The sequence below is a fragment of the Pseudomonas sp. AM4(2022) genome (assembly GCF_036346515.1).
Classification (GTDB): domain Bacteria; phylum Pseudomonadota; class Gammaproteobacteria; order Pseudomonadales; family Pseudomonadaceae; genus Aquipseudomonas; species Aquipseudomonas paracarnis.
In genome coordinates, this window is record NZ_JAOTNW010000005.1 from 308084 (window position 1) to 327084 (window position 19001).

Here is a 19001-nt window from a genome sequence, read left to right on the forward strand (position 1 = left end):
AACCTGTGGGGAAGGTCAAGCCCCTTCAGTATTCCAATGCCGCGGCTTTGAGGTACATACCGTCCGGGCCCAGGGCAATGCGTAATTTGCGTACGTCACCGGCTTTCAAGGTGATGTTCTGCGCGGGTGGCGCGAGCATGCCTGGCAGACAGCCGGGGGCCTGGCTCGGCAACACTTTCAGGCGCAACGACACATCGCCAGGGGGAAGGTTGAAGGAGGTGGCCTGTTCCTGGAACAGACGCCCGGCCAGTTGGTCCTGGATATACAGGCCGATCTCGCAGTGGGTCGGCACTTCCAGGCGTTCGCGGGAAATAATCAGCACCGCATAATCTTCAGCTGCCAGGGCCTGGGGCGCAGCGGCAGGCAAGCTCATCAGGCCGGCAAGGGCAAAAAACGACCAGCGCATGGCGAATGCTCCGTGGTTCACAGCTAGGAAGGTTGAAGCTTGGCCGACGTCGCCTTCGAATACCAGCCCGGCCGTTTTTTTTGAAACTTGACCTTTCCATCATGGCAAGCTTGAGACTGGGCGCAACCTCATCAAAGGAGTCATGTCATGCAAATATTCAGCGTTGAAGGAATGACCTGCGGCCACTGCGTTAAAGCGGTGACCCAGGCGGTACAGAGACAGGATTCGGCGGCGAGTGTGGAAGTCGACTTGAAGGCTAAAGAAGTGCGGGTGGCAAGCAGTCTGTCCTCGGACAAAGTGATCGACCTGATTACCGAAGAAGGCTACAGCGCCAAGCTGGCGTGATTTTTCTGATCGTTAGCCACCTAACGTAATGTTCATGGCACCCAAGCGCGGCTAGACTGTTGAGCTGCCGACTCACTTGGGTGTCTGATGAACCTTCGCATAATCCTGATTCTGGGCGCCCTGAGCGCCTTCGCGCCGTTGGCGATCGACTTTTACCTGCCGGGCTTTCCGGCAATGGCCACGGCCTTTGCCACTGACGAAAAACATATCCAACTGACCCTGGCCGTGTATTTCGCGGGCCTGGCTATTGGTCAATTGATCTACGGGCCGCTGGCGGACCGCTTTGGCCGGCGCGTGCCGCTGCTCAGCGGCGTCACCCTGTTTACCCTCGCGTCTTTCGCTTGTGCGTATGCGCCGTCCCTGGAGTGGCTGATTGGCGCGCGTTTCGTGCAGGCTCTTGGCGGGTGCGCGGGCATGGTGATTTCCCGGGCGGTGGTCAGTGACAAATGCGATGCCGTGGGCTCGGCCAAGGTGTATTCGCAACTGATGCTGGTGACCGGCCTGGCCCCGATCCTGGCGCCGTTGGCCGGTGGCCTGATGGTCGGGGTGTGGGGCTGGCAGTCGATTTTCCTGGCGTTGTCGTTGTTCAGCGTGATGGCGGCCATCGCCGTGGCGGTCGGGTTGCCGGAAACCTTCCCGGCCGATCAGCCGCGTCAGCCGTTGTCGGGCTCGTTGCGCCGCTACGGCTCGCTACTGTCAGACCGGGTGTACCTGGGCTATGCCTTGACCGGCGGCATCTCGATTGCCGGGATGTTTGCCTACATCGCCGGCTCACCCTTCGTGTTTATCAAGCTCTATGGCGTGCCGGCCGAGCATTACGGCTGGTTGTTCGGCTCCAACGCCGCGGGCTTTATCCTGGTGGCGCAACTGAACGCAAGATTGCTCGCCAAGCGCGGCCCGGCGTTTTTGCTGTCGCGCACCGTGTGGGTCTACGTGGCGGCGGCGTTGACGCTGTTGGGGATTGCCGCGTTGCGCACCGAGGCACTATGGCCGTTGCTGGTGCCGCTGTTTATCTGTATCGCCAGCCTGGGCTGCATTTTGCCGAATACCTCGGCCTGTGCCATGAGCGGGCAGGGTGCTCGGGCCGGTAGCGCGTCGGCGTTGCTCGGTTGCATCCAGTTCGGTGTGGCGGCAGGCGCGGCGTCGTTGGTCGGCGTGTTGCACGACGGGACGGCGATGCCGATGGCCATGGTCATCAGCCTCTGCGGTGTGCTGGCGGTGACCATTGCCATGGCGACCCAGCGCCTGCAACGGGCAAGGGCCGTACAGGCGCAGGTCTGAAGTTCGGCTCAGCCAGCGGAGCGTTGCTGGTTGAGGGGGAAGCGATGGGGAGCCTGGATCCGGGCCTGCAGCGTGTCGGCGAAGGCGCGGGCCTCGGCCTCACTGCGGAAGGTGATGGCCTCGCCGTCGAGACGAACTTGCCATTGGCTGCCTGGGGATTTTGCTAACGCTTTTATCAGGATTTTCATTGCTGACTTCCTCACGTAAAAGAATCGTGGCAAAGGCGGCCAATATAAACCTGAACGGGCTCATAAATATGACAAGGATCAACTCTCGGACTAATGGTGTCGTCCATTACCTACGCAGATAACGGACGACACTGACAGCCGTTTTTTCAGAACCCTTCCAGCACGATCTTGCCCTTGGCCTTACCGCTTTCCAGCAGGGCGTGGGCGCGGCACAGGTTCGCCGCGTTGATCACGCCGAAGTGCTCGCCTACCGTGGTTTTCAGGATGCCGGCGTCGATCAGTTCGGCCACGCGGTTGAGCAGGTTGTGCTGCTCGATCATGTCTGGCGTCTCGAACATCGAACGGGTGTACATGAACTCCCAGTGCAGCGACAGGCTCTTGCGCTTGAGCTTGCTCACATCCAGGGCCTTGGGATCGTCGATCAACGCCAGCTTGCCTTGGGGTTGCAGCGCTTCGACCAGTTGGTCCAGGTGATGCTCGGTCTGGGTCAGGCTGGCAACGTGGGTGACTTGCCCGTGCCCGGCCTGTTTCAACGCTTCGCTCAGCGGCTGGCTGTGGTCGATCACCACGTGTGCTCCCAGAGCCTTGGCCCATGCCTGGGTTTCGGGGCGCGAGGCGGTGCCGATGACCTTCAACGCGGTGAGCTGGTTGGCCAGTTGAGTCAGGATCGACCCCACGCCACCGGCAGCGCCGACGATCAGCAGGCTCTGGCCTTGATCGTCCTTGCCTTCAGTCACCTGCAAACGTTCGAACAACAGCTCCCACGCGGTGATGGCGGTCAACGGCAATGCGGCCGCTTCGGCAAACCCCAGGCTCTTGGGCATATGGCCGACGATGCGTTCATCCACGGTGTGCAGTTCGCTGTTGCCGCCTGGGCGTACCAGGGAACCGGCGTAGTAGACCTTGTCGCCGGCCTTGAACAACGTCACGTCACTGCCGACCGCCTTGACCACACCCGCCACGTCCCAACCCAGCACTTTGGCGGCGCCATTTTCCGGGGCGACGTTCTGGCGCACTTTGGTGTCCACCGGGTTGACCGAGATGGCTTTGACTTCCACCAACAGGTCACGGGGGCCGGCCTCTGGGGCTGGTAGTTCGATGTCTTGCAGGGATTTTGGATCGTTGATCGGCAGTGAGGCGTAGTAGGCGATGGCTTTCATGATGACTCCAAGTGAATACGGTCAAGGTAGGAGCGAGCTGGCTCGCGAAGATCGTTAACGATGACGCGGTGTTTCTGATTTCGCGCGTCGTCCTTGGGTTTTCGCGAGCAAGCTCGCTCCTACAAAAAAAGGCGGGATCAGGCGAGAAATTTCAGGCGCTTGAGTTCGAAGTGTTCGATCACATCGGCGGCCTTGGCGCGAAAGCTCTGGATATGCGCGCTCTGGTCGTGGTCGGCCAGCGCCGCGTCGTCGCTCCAGCGCTCGAGCATGTAGAAGGTCTCGGGGTGTTGCAGGTCCTGGTGCAGGTCGTACTGCTCGCAACCGGCTTCCAGGCGAGTCGGTTCCAGCAGGCCGCGCAGCAGGGTCTCCAGGGTGGCGTGCTGGCCGGGTTTGGCGATCAGCGTGGCGATGACGTTAAAAGCGGTGGACATAGTCGACTCCTGGCACGGGCTAACGGGATGGGCAGATGATTGGCTATTTCCCATGCCGATAAAAGCGGCTAAAACAGCAGGCTGTTTCAACCAAATATTGATAATGAGCGGAAATGCATGCTGCGTTTTGATGATTTGCAGTTGTTTGTGCGGGCGGCGGACTTGGGCAGCCTGTCGGCTGCGGCGCGGGTCATGGACCTGTCACCGGCGGTGGCCAGTGCTGCGCTCAAGCGTATCGAACAGCAGCTGGGCACGCGCTTGCTGGCGCGCTCTACCCGCAGCCTTCGGCTGACGGCCGAAGGCGAGGGCTTTCTGGAGTACGCACGGGCGTCACTGAGTGCGCTGGATGAAGGGCGGCGCCTATTGGCCAGTGGCCAGGATCACGTCAGTGGTGTGCTGCAATTGTCGGCACCCTCGGATTTTGGCCGCAACCAACTGTTGCCGTGGCTGGACGCATTCCAGCAGGAGCATCCGCAACTGAACGTGCGCCTGTTGCTCGGTGATCGCATTGCCGACCTGTTCCGCCAGCCCGTGGACATTGCCCTGCGTTACGGCGAACCCGAAGACTCCAGCCTGATTGCGCTGCCCATCGCCCCGGACAATATTCGCGTACTCTGCGCCGCACCCAGCTACCTCGCCCGGCATGGCGAGCCGCGCCATCTGGAACAACTGGCCCAGCACAATTGCCTGCTGTACATGCTCGGCAGCCGCGTCCACGACCACTGGGGTTTTTACGATGGCAAGCGCCACGTAAGCCTGACGGTCAGCGGCGATCGCTTCAGCGATGACGCTGATGTGGTGCGCCGCTGGGCGGTGGCGGGCATGGGCATCGCCTACAAGTCGTGGCTGGATGTGAGCACCGATGTGCTGGCCGGGCGCCTGCGTTTGATCCTGCCGGAACTGCAGGGCGAGCGCACCCCGCTCAACCTGCTGTGCGCCCACCGTGCGCAATTGAGTAAACCCATCAATCTGCTGCGGGACATGCTCGTGTCCCGCTGTGCGACATTGACCGCGCAGCGACCGGGGTGAATGGCTTCTCGGCAATAGCCTGCGCCACGCTCGGAAGTTTCACTCGTATCCTGTCCTGATCTGCACTGTCAGACGCCGCGGAACCTACTGCCCGCGCACCTATACTTGGGCGTCAACCGCAGCAGAAAAAATGGTTTAACAGGGAGTGAATACATGGGAGCAGCACCTTGCATCAGTCAGATCGCCAGCTTGCTCGCCGAGCCTAAACGCACGGCCATGCTCTGGGCCTTGATGGACGGTTCGGCGAAATCTTCAGACGAGCTGGCAACGCTGGCCGGTTTGTCGCCGGCGTCAGCCAATGCACACTTGGCGCGGCTGACCGGCAGCGGCCTGTTGCGGATCGAGGCGCGGCGAGGCCAGCGCCTGTTTCGGGTAGCGGCCGCTGATGTCAGCACCGCCATTGATGCATTGGCCAGCACCACTATGGCTAGCGCGGCCCGCAGCACCCCGGATGTTTTGCCACCGGCGCTGCGCGCACCGCCGTTGCTGCGCCGCGCCCGCTGGTGCCACGGCCATCTCGGCGGCGAGCTGGCGGCGCAGCTGTATCAACGGATGCTTGAGGCCGGATGGATTGAGCGCCATGAGCAGCGTACCGAGGTGACGCCCAAGGGCGTGCAGGCGTTGGCGGAACTGGGCATTTTTACCCAGGCATTGGCATCGCCGCTGGCCTGCGACTGTTTCGACTGGAGCCAGCAGCAACCCCATCTGGGCGGTGCGTTGGGGGCGGGCTTGATGCAACTGTTTCTGCAGGCGAACTGGATCAGTGTGATCAACGAGTCACGGGCCCTGTCGGTCAATGACGGGGGGCTTGAGCACATAGCTCGCATTGCCAAACTGTAGGAGCGAGCTTGCTCGCGAAAAACTTGAGTGCGCCGCGTTTTCTCCAGATGCCCCGCGTTATCGTTAACGATCTTCGCGAGCAAGCTCGCTCCTACAGGTGCTGGCGTCGTTCTCAGCTGTCGTCAGGTCGCATCCAGCAATAGCCGGCGCAAACGATGCCGCACACTCGCCAAGGGGATTTTTTCATACGAGGGGTGCGGCATGGGTAGGCAGGGTTATAGCGCGGCGGAACGCCTGGAACGGTTACCCATCAGCGGTTACCACCGAATCATTTTCATCATCATCGCCCTGGCGTTTTTCTTTGACTCCATGGACCTGGCGATGATGACCTTCCTGTTGGGCTCGATCAAAACCGAGTTTGGCCTGAGCACGGCCCAGGCCGGGTTGCTGGCCAGTTCGAGTTTTTTCGGCATGGTGGTGGGCGCTTCGCTGTCCGGGATGCTTGCTGATCGCTTCGGGCGAAAGCCGGTGTTCCAGTGGAGCATCGTACTCTGGGGCCTGGCGAGCTACCTGTGTTCCACGGCGCAGACGGTGGAGACGCTGACGTTGTTCCGGATCTTGCTGGGCATTGGCATGGGCATGGAGTTTCCCATTGCCCAGTCGATGCTGTCGGAGCTGATCCCCGCCAAGCGACGCGGGCGTTACATCGCCTTGATGGATGGCTTCTGGCCGTTGGGTTTTGTGGCCGCGGGTGTGTTGTCTTACTTCTTATTGCCGGTGATTGGCTGGCGCGACATCTTTCTGGTGTTGGCGATACCGGCGGTGTTTGTGCTGGCCATCCGTTTCTTTATCCCGGAGTCGCCGCGTTGGCTGGAACAGGCTGGGCGCCATGAGGCGGCGGACAAGGTCTTGCTGGGCATCGAGCACAAGGTGCGCGATTCCCTGGGCCGCGCCGACTTGCCGGAGCCGATTGCCCTGCCACGGATCGAGAGTGCGCCGGGGACGTTTTTCTCCGCGTTTCAGCAGCTGTGGTCAGCGCAGTACCGCCAACGCACGATGATGATCTGGAGTGTGTGGTTCTTCGCCCTGCTTGGGTTCTACGGGCTGACGTCGTGGTTGAGTGCGTTGTTGCAGCAATCGGGTTTTGCTGTGACTCAGTCGGTGTATTACACGGTGATCATTTCCCTGGGCGGAATCCCAGGCTTTTTGATGGCCGCGTGGTTGGTCGAGCGCTGGGGACGCAAGCCCGTGTGCGTGGTGACCTTGCTGGGCGGCGGGGTGATGGCGTTTGTGTATGGGCAGAGCGCAGTGTTTGGCGGCAACGTGGGCCTGCTGATCACCTCAGGGTTGTTGATGCAGTTCTTCCTGTTTGGCATGTGGGCGGTGCTGTACACCTACACGCCGGAGTTGTATCCCACCTCGGCACGTGCGACCGGCTCGGGGTTTGCGTCGGCGATTGGGCGGGTTGGTTCGTTGCTGGGGCCATTGGTGACCGGGCTGGTGTTCCCGATAACCGGGCAGGGCGGGGTATTTGCCTTGGGCGCGCTGTGCTTTGCGGTGGCGGCGCTGGTGGTGTGGCTGTTTGGGATGGAGACCAAGGGCAAGACCCTGGAAGAACTCAGCGAAACCTAAAGGACCATGCAAAACCAGTGTGGGAGCGGGCTTGCTCGCGAAGGCGGCGTGTCAGTCGATGCAACTGTAGACTGGTTCACCGCATTCGCGAGCAAGCCCGCTCCCACATTTAGCCCGTGTACATCCAATGATTACCAGTTATGGCTTCACGAGCCGCGCATCCAGGCTGTTCTGCGCCAGGCGTGTGGCCTGGTCCTGGGTCATGCCCAGGCTGGTGTACAGCGCATGGAAGTTCTCGGTGACGTAGCCGCCGAAGTACGCCGGGTCATCCGAGTTCACGGTGACTTTCACGCCACGCTCGAGCATGTCGAGGATGTTGTGCTGGGCCATGTCGTCGAACACGCAGAGCTTGGTGTTGGACAGTGGGCACACGGTCAACGGGATCTGCTCGTCGATGATGCGCTGCATCAAACGCTCGTCTTCGATGGCGCGCACGCCATGGTCGATGCGTTGGATCTTCAGCAGGTCGATGGCTTCCCAGATGTACTCGGGAGGGCCTTCTTCACCTGCGTGGGCCACGGTCAAAAAGCCTTCGTGACGGGCGCGGTCGAACACGCGCTGGAACTTGCTCGGGGGGTGGCCCATTTCCGAGCTGTCCAGGCCCACGGCCACGAACGCGTCACGGAAAGGCAGCGCCTGGTCGAGGGTTTTCTGCGCTTCGTCTTCGCTCAGGTGGCGCAGGAAACTGAGGATCAAACCGCTGGTGATGCCCAGTTGCTGCTCGCCGTCTTTAAGCGCAGCGGCGATGCCGTTGAGCACCACTTCGAACGGCACGCCACGGTCGGTGTGGGTTTGCGGGTCGAAGAAGGGTTCAGTGTGGATCACGTTCTGGGCTTTGCAGCGCAGCAGGTAGGCCCAGGTCAGGTCGTAGAAGTCCTGGGACGTGCGCAGCACATCGGCGCCTTTGTAATACAGGTCGAGAAACTCTTGCAGGTTGTTGAAGGCGTAGGCCTTGCGCAGGGTTTCGACGTCGTTCCATGGCAGCGCAATCTTGTTGCGCTCGGCCAGGGCGAACAGCAGCTCGGGCTCCAGCGAGCCTTCCAGGTGCAGGTGCAATTCAGCCTTGGGCAGGGCGTTGAGCCAATCGTACATTTTAAAATCTCATCAGGTGCAATGGCGGCATTCTACAGGCCATGGCTGAAATAATCGGCAAAACCTGACCAGCAGGAGAGTATTTCTGTCACTCACGCAAGGGCGGCCTGAACTAAGGTGTAACGAAACGTTAGCGGCTCGGCGCAGTCTGTACCCCATCAATGACTGATTCGCTGTACGAAAAGGCCCGGAATGCTCACATCCCTCAAGCAAGAAAAATTCATGCTGCTGGCGCTGATTGCCGCCATCGCCGCCTACCCGCTGGAACACTGGATGCTTCACAGCGGCCAACTGGTCGCGCTGCTGGCCGGTTTCGCGCTGATCGCGTTTATCGTGATGGCATCGATGCGCGTGGCTCATCACGCCGAGCAGTTGGCGGAAAAAGTCGGCGACCCCTACGGCACCATGATCCTGACCCTCGCCGCTGTATTGGTGGAAGTGGTGATCCTGGCGATCATGATGAGCAACGAGCCATCGCCGACTCTGGTGCGCGACACCATTTACTCAGCGGTGATGCTCGATATCAACGGCATCCTCGGCCTGGCCGCGCTGATGGGCGGCATCAAGCATGGCGAACAGTCCTACAACGATGACTCGGCGCGCACCTACAGTGTGATGATTCTTACTGCCATGGGTGTGTCGATGGTGGTGCCGGAATTTATCCCCGAAGCCGACTGGAAAATTTATTCGGCCTTCACCATTGGCGCGATGGTGGTGCTTTACACCTTATTCCTGCGTATGCAGGTGGGGCCGCACAGTTATTTCTTCAGCTACAGCTACCCGGAAAAACGCCGCAAGAAACAGCCGGAAGACGAGCACGCGCCGTCTGTCAGCCTGACGTTTTCCATTGCGACCCTGGTGTTTGGAGTGGTCGTGATTGGCGCGCTGGCCGAGGTGATGTCCAAGACCCTCGACCTGGGCCTGGAAGGCACAGGTGCACCGCCGGTGATTACCGCGATTGTGGTGGCGGCTATCTCGGCCGCGCCGGAAATCCTCACGGCACTGCGCGCCGCCCTGGCCAACCGCATGCAATCGGTGGTCAACATCGCTCTGGGGGCTTCGTTGTCTACGGTGATTCTGACGGTGCCGGTGATGGAAGCCATGGCGCTCTATACCGGGCAGCCATTCCAGATGGCGATGACGCCGGTGCAAACGGTGATGGTGTTTATCACCCTGATCGTCAGCGCGATCAACCTCAACGATGGTGAAACCAATGCGATAGAAGGGATGACGCATTTTGTGTTGTTTGCGACTTTTATCATGCTGTCGCTGTTGGGTTTGTAACCGATTTGAAAGGTGGCACAGATCCAATGTGGGAGCGGGCTTGCTCGCGAATGCGCTGTGTCAGTCAGTACATCTGTGACTGAACCACCGCATTCGTGAGCAAGCCCGCTCCCACATTTTGATTGGCGCCTGGCTTAGGTGCCCGCGATCAACTGCCGCGCCGCCTGGCTGTGATCGGCGATCAAGCCCTTGAGGTCAAGGCCTTCGACTTGGCCGTCGATCACCCGCCACTTGCCGCCGACCATCACTCGATCCGCCCGGTCCGCGCCGCACAGCAGCAGCGCGGAAATGGGGTCATGGCTGCCGGAGAAGCGCAGTTCATCGAGTTTGAACAGTGCCAGGTCCGCCTGCTTGCCGACGGCCAACTCGCCAATATCCGTGCGCCCCAGCAACTGCGCCGAGCCCTTGGTGGCCCAGCCCAATACGCCTTCGGGGGTGATTTTTTCCGCGCCATAACGCAGGCGCTGGATGTACAGGGCCTGGCGTGCTTCAAGGATCATGTTCGAAGCGTCGTTGGAGGCCGAGCCGTCCACGCCCAAGCCGATGGGGGCACCGGCGGCAAGCAGGTCCAGGGTAGGGCAGATGCCGGAGGCCAGGCGCATATTCGAGCTTGGGCAATGGCAGATGCCGGTGCCGGCGGCGCCCAGGCGCGCTATTTCGTCCGGGTTGAAATGAATGCCGTGGGCCAGCCAGGTGCGTGGGCCGAGCCAGCCGACGCTGTCGAGGTAATCCACGGTACGCAGCCCGAAGCGTTGCAGGCAGAAATCTTCCTCGTCGAGGGTTTCCGCCAAGTGGGTGTGCAGGCGCACGTCCAACTGGTTGGCAAGTTCGGCGCTGGCTTGCATGATTTCGGGGGTGACGGAAAACGGCGAGCACGGCGCCAGGGCGATCTGGATCTGCGCCCCGTCACCGCGCTGGTGATATTCGCGGATCAGACGCTGGCTGTCTTCGAGGATCACCTGGCCTTGCTGCACCGTTTGCTGCGGCGGCAGGCCACCATCGGCTTCGCCCAGGCTCATGGAACCGCGAGTGAGCATGGCGCGCATCCCCAGTTCACGCACGGTCTCGACCTGCACATCAATGGCGTTCTCCAAGCCATCGGGGAACAGGTAGTGGTGATCGGCCGCCGTGGTGCAGCCCGACAGCAGCAACTCGGCCAGGGCGACTTTGCTGGCCAGGGCCAGTTTTTCCGGGGTGAGCCGCGCCCATACGGGGTACAGGGTTTTCAGCCAGGGAAACAGCGGCTGGTTGACCACTGGGCCCCAGGCGCGGGTCAGGGTTTGATAGAAGTGGTGGTGGGTATTGATCAGCCCAGGCAGCACCACATGCTCGCGGGCATCGAACACCTGCGCGCAGGGTTGTGCAGGCGCTTGCCCTTGGGCCAGCACTTCGGTGATGACACCGTCTTGCAGCACCAGGCCGCCACGGGCATCGAGGCCATTGGCAGTGAAAATCGCGAGGGGGTTTTTTAACCAGATACGGGTCGCAGGCATTGGCCGGCTCCTCTGAATGATGGGTTCAGGTTTGCCAGCTCAGTGTTGCCCTGTCTGCTGATCCAGGGTCGCCGGGAAGGGCGAGGTGGGCAGTTTACCTCTGTGGGAGCGAGCTTGCTCGCGAAAATCGTCAACGATGACGCGGGCAGTCTGGTTTAACGCATTGCCTGGGCGTTCTTCGCGAGCAAGCTCGCTCCTACAGTTGGGGGTGGTTACCAGGCGATGGTGTCGCCTTTGTAGTCGACGAAGTGATGGCCGCCTTTGCCGGTGTAGGCATTTACCTGGTCCACCAGGCCGCGCACGCTGGTCTCGACGTCGATGTGGGCGTTTTCGCCGCCCATGTCGGTCTTCACCCAGCCCGGATGCAGTGACAGCACCGTCGGCTTGGGCTCGCCCAGTTGGGTGATAAAGCTGTTGGTCATCGAATTGAGGGCGGCCTTGCTGGCTTTGTACAGCGCCAGGTCCGAGCCGTCGGGAATGGTCACGCTGCCCAGCACCGAACTCATGAAAGCCAGCACGCCGGTGTCTTTGCGGATCTGCCCGATAAAGCGCTGGGCCAGGTTGATCGGCGCCACGGCGTTGGTGAAGAACAGCTGGCCGACTTCCGCCAGGGTCGCGTAGCCGGGCTCCTGGTTGGCCGGGCCCTTGACGCCGGCGTTGACGAACAGCAAGTCGAATGTGCGGTCTTTCAGGCGCTGGGCCAGGGCGATCACGGCTTGCTGGTCGTCCATATCCAACTTCTCGATCTGCACCGGCCCCACGGCTTTCAGGGCATCGGCCTTGTTCGGGTCGCGCACGGTGGCGGTCACGTCCCAGCCGTCCTGGAGCAGTTGCTTGACCAGGCCAAGGCCCAGCCCGCGCGAGGCGCCGATGATCAGTGCGGTTTTTGGCGTAGACATGAAAGGCTTCCTTTGAAATCGCGGTTCAGGGAGTTCAGCGCATAACAGTAGCAGTTTCAGCGCTCGAGCAGGATGCGCCCACGGCTCAGGTCGGCGAGCTGGGTTTGCAGGGTGTCGATGTGCGCCTCTCCCAGTGCGAGCTGCAGCTCTACGCCGTTGGCGGTGAAGGTTTCCTCCACCACAAGCCCGCCGAGTTCAGCGACACGCAGCTTCACCAGGTTCAGTTCGGAGAAGCCACAGGCGCAACTCAGGGGGACGCGGCTGATCAGCTCGATGCGTTCGGCATTTTGCAGGCATTTATTGGCCCCGCCGCCATAGGCGCGGGCCAACCCACCCGTGCCCAGTTGGATGCCGCCGTACCAGCGGATCACCAAGACGGCCACCTGATCAAAGCCCTGGGCCTCGATGGCCGCAAGGATCGGGCGCCCCGCGGTGCCACCGGGTTCGCCGTCGTCGCTGCTGCGGTATTGATCGCCCAGCTTCCAGGCCCAGCAGTTGTGCGTGGCGTTGAGGTCGCTGTGTTGCTCGAAAAACGCCTGGGCGTCCTGCGGGCTGGTAATCGGCGCCGCCAAGGTGATAAAGCGGCTTTTGCGTATTTCTTCACGAAACTCGCAAAAGCCGGTGAGCGTAAAAGACATAAATCGCTTCGTTTATAGGGCTGGCTTGATGCCGCAGCCTTTGAGAATGATATGGATCAGGTTGGTGCCGGCATCTTCCATGTCCTGCTTGGTCAGCTTGGTGCGGCCGGTAACGCGGCAGATCTGGGTGGCGAAGTCGGCGTAATGCTGGGTGCTGCCCCACAGCAGGAAAATCAGATGCACGGGGTCGACGGGGTCCATTTTGCCGGCGTCGATCCACGCCTGGAACACCGCGGCACGGCCACTGAACCAGGCCCGATAGTCCTGGCCGAAATATTCAGTGAGGCATTCGCCACCGCTGATGATCTCCATGGCGAAGATCCGCGAGGCTTGGGGTTGGCGGCGCGAGAATTCCATCTTGGTGCGGATATAGCGAGCGAGCGCCACGGCCGGGTCGTCCTCGGCGGTCAGCGCGTTGAAGGTGCTGTCCCACAGTTCGAGGATATTGCTCAGCACCGCGACGTACAGGCCCAGCTTGTTGGTGAAGTAGTAGTGCAAGTTGGCCTTGGGCAGCCCGGCACTGGCAGCGATGGTGTTCATGCTGGTGCCTTTGTAGCCATGGCGCGCGAATTCATCTTCAGCAGCCTGGAGAATCGCTTGTTCGTTCTTTTGCCGAATGCGGCTGGCGGGTTTACCGGCGTGGTTGCTGTGGGCAGGAACTTCGAGGCTCATGGAGGTTTCCGTGCTGATCGATAGAGACGACGTGTGCACAGATAACCCACCCTCAAGCCTCAGACAAGTCCTGATGCAATAAAACCGTCAAAGCGGTTCCAGGCTGTCGCGATCCGGGCTGTGGTTGGCGGCGGCGCTACTTGCCTTGGCCTCCGGCAGTAACAGGCACAGCAGGATGGCGGTGATACCGCCGCTGGTGATGGCGGAGTCGAACAGGTTCTGCACCAGTGTTGGCATCAGGTGCAGCAGGTTGGGTTGCGCGGCGATACCCAAGCCAACGCCGAATGAGGTGGCGATGATCAGCATGCTGCGTCGGTCCAGCGGTGCCTGGGCAAGGATGCGCACGCCGGCCGCAGCCACGCTGCCGAACATCACCAGGGTGGCGCCGCCCAGCACCGGCTTGGGGATTTGCTGCAGCACGGCGCCGATCAATGGAAACAGGCCCAGACAGAACAGCAACACGCCGATGTACAAACCGACGTAACGGCTGGCCACGCCGGTGAGTTGGATCACGCCATTGTTCTGCGCAAACGTGGTGTTGGGGAAGGCGCTGAAGGTTGCGGCGATCATGCAGCTCACCCCATCGCCGAGGACGCCGCCCTTGAGCCGACTTATATAAGAAGGGCCGCTGATGGGCTGGCGGGCAATCATGCAATTGGCGGTGAGATCGCCGACGGTTTCAATGCTGCTGATCAGATAAATCAGCGCAATCGGCAGGAAGGCGCTCCAGTCGAAGTTGAAACCAAAGCGGAATGGTGTAGGCAGGCTGACCAATGGCAGGTCAGGCAACGCCTGGGGAATCAGTTTGCCGCTGAACCACGCCGCGAGGCTGCCCAGGGCCAGGCCAATAATAATGGCCGACAAACGTACCCAGGGCGTGTTCGAGCGGTTTAGCAGGATTATCGTCAAAACCACGAACAGGCCCAGCGCCAGGTTGGCGGGGGCGCCGAAGTCCGGTGCATTGAAACCGCCGCCGAGGTCGGTGATGCCCACTTTGATCAGGCTGATGCCGATCAGCGTAATCACAATGCCGGTCACCAGCGGTGTGATCACGCGGCGCAGCTGGCCGATAAAGCGGCTCAATACAATCTGTACCGCTGCACCGAAGAAGCACACGCCGAAAATCATCGCCAGAATGTCTTCCGGGCTGCCACCGCGTTGCTTCACCAGAAAACCTGCTGACAACACCGCGCCGAGAAACGCAAAGCTGGTGCCTTGCAGGCAGATCATGCCGGCACCGATGCCAAACGGCCTGCGTGCCTGGATGAAGGTGCCTACGCCGGAAACCATCAATGCCATGCTGATCAGGTAGGGCAAGTGGGCGGTGAGACCGAGGGTGGAGCCAATAATCAGCGGCGGCGTAATGATGCCAACGAACGCCGCCAGTACATGTTGCAGCGCCGCGAGGAGAGCGGGCAGTGGTTTCGGCCGGTCGTTGAGGCCGTAGATCAGGTCGCTGGGGCTGGAGGATTCTGGGGGCATGGCGGGTCAACTCAAGGCGGACGGTTCAAGGTCCTTGAGTCCTTGCAAAAAGCTGTCCATGTGCTCAGCTTTTTGTGCAAGGCCCGAGTTAGCGGGTGGCGGCCAGGCTTTCCAGGAAACTTTCCAGCACCAAATGAGGGCGACGGCCCTTGCGCGTGACCGATGCCAGGCTCAAATCGTAGAAACGTGTCGCCGGTTTCAGCGCACGCAGTCGGCCTTGTTGTACCCACAGGCTGGCGTAATGATCGGGCAAGTAGCCGATATAACGCCCGGTGAGAATCAGGAACGCCATGCCTTCACGGTCTGAGGCACTGGCGGTGCAGTTGAGCGCCTGGTAATGGGCCTGGATCTCCGCGGGCAAGCGGAAGGTGGGGGCGATGGCGTCCTGGCTGTCGACTCGTTCGTCGTCGAGTTGCTTGTTATCGGCATAAAACAGCGGGTGGCCGACCGCGCAATAGAGCAAGGAGCGCTCGCTGTACAGCGGCTGGTACTCCAAGCCCGACAGTGCGCTGGCCTGGGGCACCACACCGACGTGAAGGCGACCGTCGAGTACACCTTGCTCCACTTCATTGGGGGCGATCATGCGGATCTGGATCTGCACGTCCGGGCCGCGCTCCTTCAACTGCGCCAGTGCGTGAGTGATGCGCATATGGGGCAGGGTGACGAGGTTGTCGGTGAGGCCAATGATCAACTCGCCGCGTAAGTGTTGGTGCAGGCCGTTGACCTCGGTGCGAAAGCTTTCCAGGGCACTCAGCAGTTGCAGGGCAGACTGATAGACCTCGCGGCCTTCTTCCGTCAGGGAAAACCCGGCACGGCCACGTTGGCAGAGCCTCAACCCGAGCCGTTGCTCAAGGTCGCTCATCTGCTGGCTGATGGCCGAGCGACCGATGCCGAGGACGGTTTCCGCTGCCGAGAAGCCGCCGCACTCCACCACGCTGCGAAAGATGCGCAGCAGGCGAATATCAAAGTCACTGACTTGCGCCAAAGGGTCGGGACGACGGCTGCTCATAGTTTAGTGAAGTCCTGACTGAAGGTTAGAAGAGTTGGATTTCACCGACTTTATCCCCGTGGCAATTTAGCTGCAACAACGCTTTTTCAATCCCGACGCTGCCTGTTGCCCTGCGAGGTTTTGCTGATGAACATGCCCGAAAACGCCCCATCGTCCCTGGCCAGCCAATTGAAGCTGGATGCGCACTGGATGCCTTACACCGCCAACCGCAACTTCCAGCGCGATCCACGCCTGATCGTGGCCGCCGAGGGTAGCTGGTTGACCGATGACAAAGGGCGCAAGGTTTATGATTCGTTGTCGGGCCTGTGGACCTGTGGCGCCGGGCATACGCGCAAGGAAATCCAGGAAGCGGTCGCTAAGCAATTGGGCACCTTGGACTACTCTCCGGGCTTCCAATACGGTCATCCGTTGTCCTTCCAGTTGGCGGAAAAGATCACCGACCTGACCCCAGGCAACCTGAATCATGTGTTTTTCACCGATTCGGGCTCTGAATGTGCCGATACGGCGGTGAAGATGGTGCGGGCTTACTGGCGCCTCAAAGGCCAGGCCACCAAGACCAAGATGATTGGTCGCGCCCGTGGTTACCACGGCGTGAACATCGCCGGTACCAGCCTGGGCGGTGTGAACGGTAACCGTAAGCTGTTTGGCCAGGCGATGATGGATGTCGACCATCTGCCTCACACCTTGCTGGCCAGCAATGCCTTCTCCCGGGGCATGCCGGAGCAGGGCGGTATTGCCTTGGCCGATGAGTTGCTCAAGCTGATCGAGCTGCATGACGCGTCGAATATTGCCGCGGTGTTTGTCGAGCCGATGGCCGGTTCCGCTGGCGTATTGGTGCCACCGCAGGGTTATCTCAAGCGTCTGCGCGAAATTTGCGACCAGCACAATATCCTGTTGGTGTTCGACGAAGTGATCACAGGCTTTGGCCGCACCGGCTCGATGTTCGGTGCCGACAGCTTCGGCGTGACCCCGGACCTGATGTGCATCGCCAAGCAAGTCACCAACGGCGCTATCCCGATGGGCGCGGTGATTGCCAGTAGCGAGATTTACCAGACTTTTATGAACCAGGCGACGCCGGAGTACGCCGTGGAATTCCCCCACGGCTACACCTACTCGGCGCACCCTGTGGCTTGCGCGGCGGGCTTGGCGGCATTGGACCTGTTGCAGAAAGAAAACCTGGTGCAGAGCGTAGCCGAAGTCGCGCCACATTTTGAGAACGCGCTGCACGGTTTGAAAGGCAGCAAGAATGTGATCGACATTCGCAACTACGGCCTGGCCGGTGCTATCCAGATTGCCCCGCGTGATGGAGATGCCATCGTGCGCCCATTCGAGGCCGGCATGGCATTGTGGAAAGCCGGTTTCTATGTGCGTTTTGGCGGCGACACCCTGCAGTTCGGGCCAACCTTCAACAGCAAGCCGCAGGACCTGGACCGTCTGTTTGACGCGGTCGGCGAAGTGCTGAACAAGATCGACTGATTTCTCCTTCTATATAGAACAATTTTTCAGGAGCCCTGCATGAGCCTTATCCAGCATTTGATCAACGGTGAGCTGGTCAACGACAGCGGTCGTTGTGCCGACGTCTATAACCCGTCTACCGGCCAGGTGATTCACCAGGTGCCGTTGGCCAGTCGTGAAACCATTCAACAGGCGATTGACTCAGCCAAGGCCGCGTTTCCGGCCTGGCGCAATACGCCGCCGGCCAAGCGTGCCCAAGTGATGTTCCGTTTCAAGCAACTGCTGGAGCAGAACGAAGCACGGATCTCGCAGTTGATCAGCGAAGAACATGGCAAGACCTTGGAAGACGCAGCGGGTGAGCTCAAGCGTGGGATCGAGAACGTGGAATACGCGTGCTCGGCACCGGAGATTCTCAAGGGTGAATACAGCCGCAACGTAGGGCCGAACATTGATGCATGGTCGGACTTTCAGCCGCTGGGCGTGGTGGCGGGTATCACACCGTTCAACTTCCCGGCGATGGTGCCGTTGTGGATGTACCCGCTGGCGATTGTCTGCGGTAACTGTTTCATCCTTAAACCTTCAGAGCGCGACCCGAGTTCGACGCTGTTGATTGCGCAGCTGTTGCAGGAAGCCGGGCTGCCTAAAGGCGTGCTCAGCGTGGTGCATGGCGACAAGGGCGCGGTGGACGCATTGATCGAAGCGCCGGAAGTCAAAGCCTTGAGCTTTGTAGGCTCGACGCCGATTGCCGAGTACATCTATTCCGAAGCGACCAAACGTGGCAAGCGTGTGCAGGCGCTGGGTGGGGCGAAGAATCACGCGGTGCTGATGCCGGATGCAGACCTGGATAACGCGGTGAGTGCCCTGATGGGCGCAGCTTATGGTTCCTGCGGTGAGCGTTGCATGGCGATCTCGGTGGCTGTGTGCGTGGGCGACCAGGTAGCGGATGCGTTGATCGCCAAGCTGGTGCCGCAGGTCAAGGCGTTGAAGATTGGGGCGGGCACTTCTTGCGGGCTGGATATGGGGCCGTTGGTGACGGGGCAGGCGCGGGATAAAGTCAGTGGCTATATAGAAGACGGTGTGTCGGCGGGGGCTGAGCTGGTCGTTGATGGCCGTGGCTTGAGTGTTACCGGGCATGAGCAAGGTTTTTTCCTCGGTGGTAGCTTGTTTGACCGCGTCACCCCGCAGATGCGTATCTATAAAGAAGAGATCTTTGGGCCGGTGCTGTGCGTAGTGCGGGTGGATAGCCTGGAAGCGGCGATGCAGCTGATCAATGAGCATGAATACGGCAACGGTACTTGCATCTTCACCCGTGACGGTGAAGCGGCGCGTCTGTTCTGTGATGAGATTGAAGTCGGCATGGTGGGGGTTAACGTGCCGCTGCCGGTGCCGGTTGCGTATCACAGCTTTGGTGGCTGGAAGCGTTCGCTGTTTGGCGACTTGCATGCCTATGGGCCGGACGGGGTGCGTTTCTATACCCGTCGCAAGGCGATCACCCAGCGTTGGCCGCAACGGGCCAGCCATGAAGCGTCGCAATTCGCCTTCCCTAGTCTGTAAGGCTCGGTAGGTAGAAGGCCGGCCCCTGGGGCCGGCCTTTGCGTTACTGGGTTTTTTGACTTATATGACAGAAATGTGAAAAAGAAGGTTGACGGCAGATTCTGGAGGCCTATAATTCGCCCCACTTCCGGCGCAGTCGAAACGGAAAACTCCTTGGTAAACAATGAGTTA

At 60.6% G+C, this 19001-nt stretch carries 19 protein-coding genes; 8 read left to right on the top strand and 11 right to left on the bottom strand.

Features of this window, described 5'->3' with window-relative positions:
- Positions 1-25: 25 nt before the first annotated feature.
- Positions 26-406: a hypothetical protein gene (locus ODQ19_RS09690; RefSeq protein ID WP_330209905.1), complete on the bottom strand. Its 381-nt coding sequence runs from the start codon at positions 404-406 to the stop codon at positions 26-28.
- A gap of 147 nt (positions 407-553) precedes the next feature.
- On the opposite strand from ODQ19_RS09690, the gene ODQ19_RS09695 reads away from it, so the two are divergent.
- Positions 554-751 (top strand): heavy-metal-associated domain-containing protein, encoded by a 198-nt coding sequence (locus ODQ19_RS09695; RefSeq protein ID WP_330209906.1) that lies wholly within the window; start codon positions 554-556, stop codon positions 749-751.
- 87 nt (positions 752-838) lie between these two features.
- A complete protein-coding gene (locus tag ODQ19_RS09700; protein WP_003188248.1) occupies positions 839-2032 on the top strand; it encodes a multidrug effflux MFS transporter in 1194 nt (397 codons plus the stop codon).
- Positions 2033-2040: 8 nt separating this feature from the next.
- Here ODQ19_RS09700 and ODQ19_RS09705 read toward each other — a convergent pair whose 3' ends face one another.
- From ODQ19_RS09705 to ODQ19_RS09715, 3 genes are all read right to left on the bottom strand, one after another.
- Positions 2041-2220: a hypothetical protein gene (locus tag ODQ19_RS09705; RefSeq protein WP_014716767.1), complete on the bottom strand. Its 180-nt coding sequence runs from the start codon at positions 2218-2220 to the stop codon at positions 2041-2043.
- A gap of 146 nt (positions 2221-2366) precedes the next feature.
- On the bottom strand, positions 2367-3380 hold the full coding sequence (locus tag ODQ19_RS09710; RefSeq protein WP_330209907.1) for a zinc-binding alcohol dehydrogenase family protein: 1014 nt from the start codon (positions 3378-3380) through the stop codon (positions 2367-2369).
- A 137-nt stretch (positions 3381-3517) separates the two neighbouring features.
- Entirely contained in the window at positions 3518-3811 is a 294-nt protein-coding gene (locus ODQ19_RS09715) for a putative quinol monooxygenase (protein ID WP_003188253.1), read from the bottom strand.
- A 117-nt stretch (positions 3812-3928) separates the two neighbouring features.
- On the opposite strand from ODQ19_RS09715, the gene ODQ19_RS09720 reads away from it, so the two are divergent.
- The 3 genes from ODQ19_RS09720 (at position 3929) to ODQ19_RS09730 (ending at position 7252) form a co-directional block, all read left to right on the top strand.
- Positions 3929-4840, top strand: a complete 912-nt coding sequence (locus ODQ19_RS09720; protein ID WP_003188255.1) for a LysR family transcriptional regulator — start codon at positions 3929-3931, stop codon at positions 4838-4840.
- Positions 4841-4993: 153 nt separating this feature from the next.
- Positions 4994-5680: an ArsR/SmtB family transcription factor gene (locus tag ODQ19_RS09725; protein ID WP_330209908.1), complete on the top strand. Its 687-nt coding sequence runs from the start codon at positions 4994-4996 to the stop codon at positions 5678-5680.
- Positions 5681-5881: 201 nt separating this feature from the next.
- A complete protein-coding gene (locus ODQ19_RS09730) occupies positions 5882-7252 on the top strand; it encodes an MFS transporter (RefSeq protein WP_330209909.1) in 1371 nt (456 codons plus the stop codon).
- Positions 7253-7390: 138 nt separating this feature from the next.
- Here the strand turns inward: ODQ19_RS09730 and ODQ19_RS09735 are convergent, their stop codons facing one another.
- On the bottom strand, positions 7391-8344 hold the full coding sequence (locus ODQ19_RS09735; protein WP_032893723.1) for an adenosine deaminase: 954 nt from the start codon (positions 8342-8344) through the stop codon (positions 7391-7393).
- A 192-nt stretch (positions 8345-8536) separates the two neighbouring features.
- On the opposite strand from ODQ19_RS09735, the gene ODQ19_RS09740 reads away from it, so the two are divergent.
- A complete protein-coding gene (locus tag ODQ19_RS09740) occupies positions 8537-9628 on the top strand; it encodes a calcium:proton antiporter (RefSeq protein ID WP_116668228.1) in 1092 nt (363 codons plus the stop codon).
- A 134-nt stretch (positions 9629-9762) separates the two neighbouring features.
- Here ODQ19_RS09740 and ODQ19_RS09745 read toward each other — a convergent pair whose 3' ends face one another.
- The 6 genes from ODQ19_RS09745 to ODQ19_RS09770 form a co-directional block, all read right to left on the bottom strand.
- Positions 9763-11121 (bottom strand): 8-oxoguanine deaminase, encoded by a 1359-nt coding sequence (locus ODQ19_RS09745; protein WP_116668229.1) that lies wholly within the window; start codon positions 11119-11121, stop codon positions 9763-9765.
- 212 nt (positions 11122-11333) lie between these two features.
- Positions 11334-12020, bottom strand: coding sequence for an SDR family oxidoreductase (locus ODQ19_RS09750; RefSeq protein WP_116668230.1), 687 nt, complete (start codon positions 12018-12020; stop codon positions 11334-11336).
- A gap of 56 nt (positions 12021-12076) precedes the next feature.
- A complete protein-coding gene (locus ODQ19_RS09755; RefSeq protein ID WP_044275476.1) occupies positions 12077-12658 on the bottom strand; it encodes an IMPACT family protein in 582 nt (193 codons plus the stop codon).
- Between the two features lie 12 nt (positions 12659-12670).
- Positions 12671-13330: a TetR/AcrR family transcriptional regulator gene (locus ODQ19_RS09760; protein ID WP_014716776.1), complete on the bottom strand. Its 660-nt coding sequence runs from the start codon at positions 13328-13330 to the stop codon at positions 12671-12673.
- Positions 13331-13417: 87 nt separating this feature from the next.
- Positions 13418-14812: a uracil-xanthine permease family protein gene (locus tag ODQ19_RS09765; protein ID WP_330209910.1), complete on the bottom strand. Its 1395-nt coding sequence runs from the start codon at positions 14810-14812 to the stop codon at positions 13418-13420.
- 88 nt (positions 14813-14900) lie between these two features.
- A complete protein-coding gene (locus ODQ19_RS09770) occupies positions 14901-15821 on the bottom strand; it encodes a LysR family transcriptional regulator (RefSeq protein ID WP_034125912.1) in 921 nt (306 codons plus the stop codon).
- A gap of 126 nt (positions 15822-15947) precedes the next feature.
- Between ODQ19_RS09770 and ODQ19_RS09775 the strand changes: the two genes are divergently transcribed.
- Positions 15948-17297 carry an aspartate aminotransferase family protein gene (locus ODQ19_RS09775; RefSeq protein ID WP_003188272.1) on the top strand — a complete coding sequence of 450 codons (1350 nt, stop codon included), beginning with the start codon at positions 15948-15950 and terminating at the stop codon, positions 17295-17297.
- Positions 17298-17336: 39 nt separating this feature from the next.
- The gene (locus tag ODQ19_RS09780) at positions 17337-18830 is read left to right on the top strand and encodes a CoA-acylating methylmalonate-semialdehyde dehydrogenase (protein ID WP_330209911.1); all 1494 of its coding nucleotides are present in this window, start codon (positions 17337-17339) and stop codon (positions 18828-18830) included.
- Positions 18831-19001 lie beyond the last annotated feature (171 nt).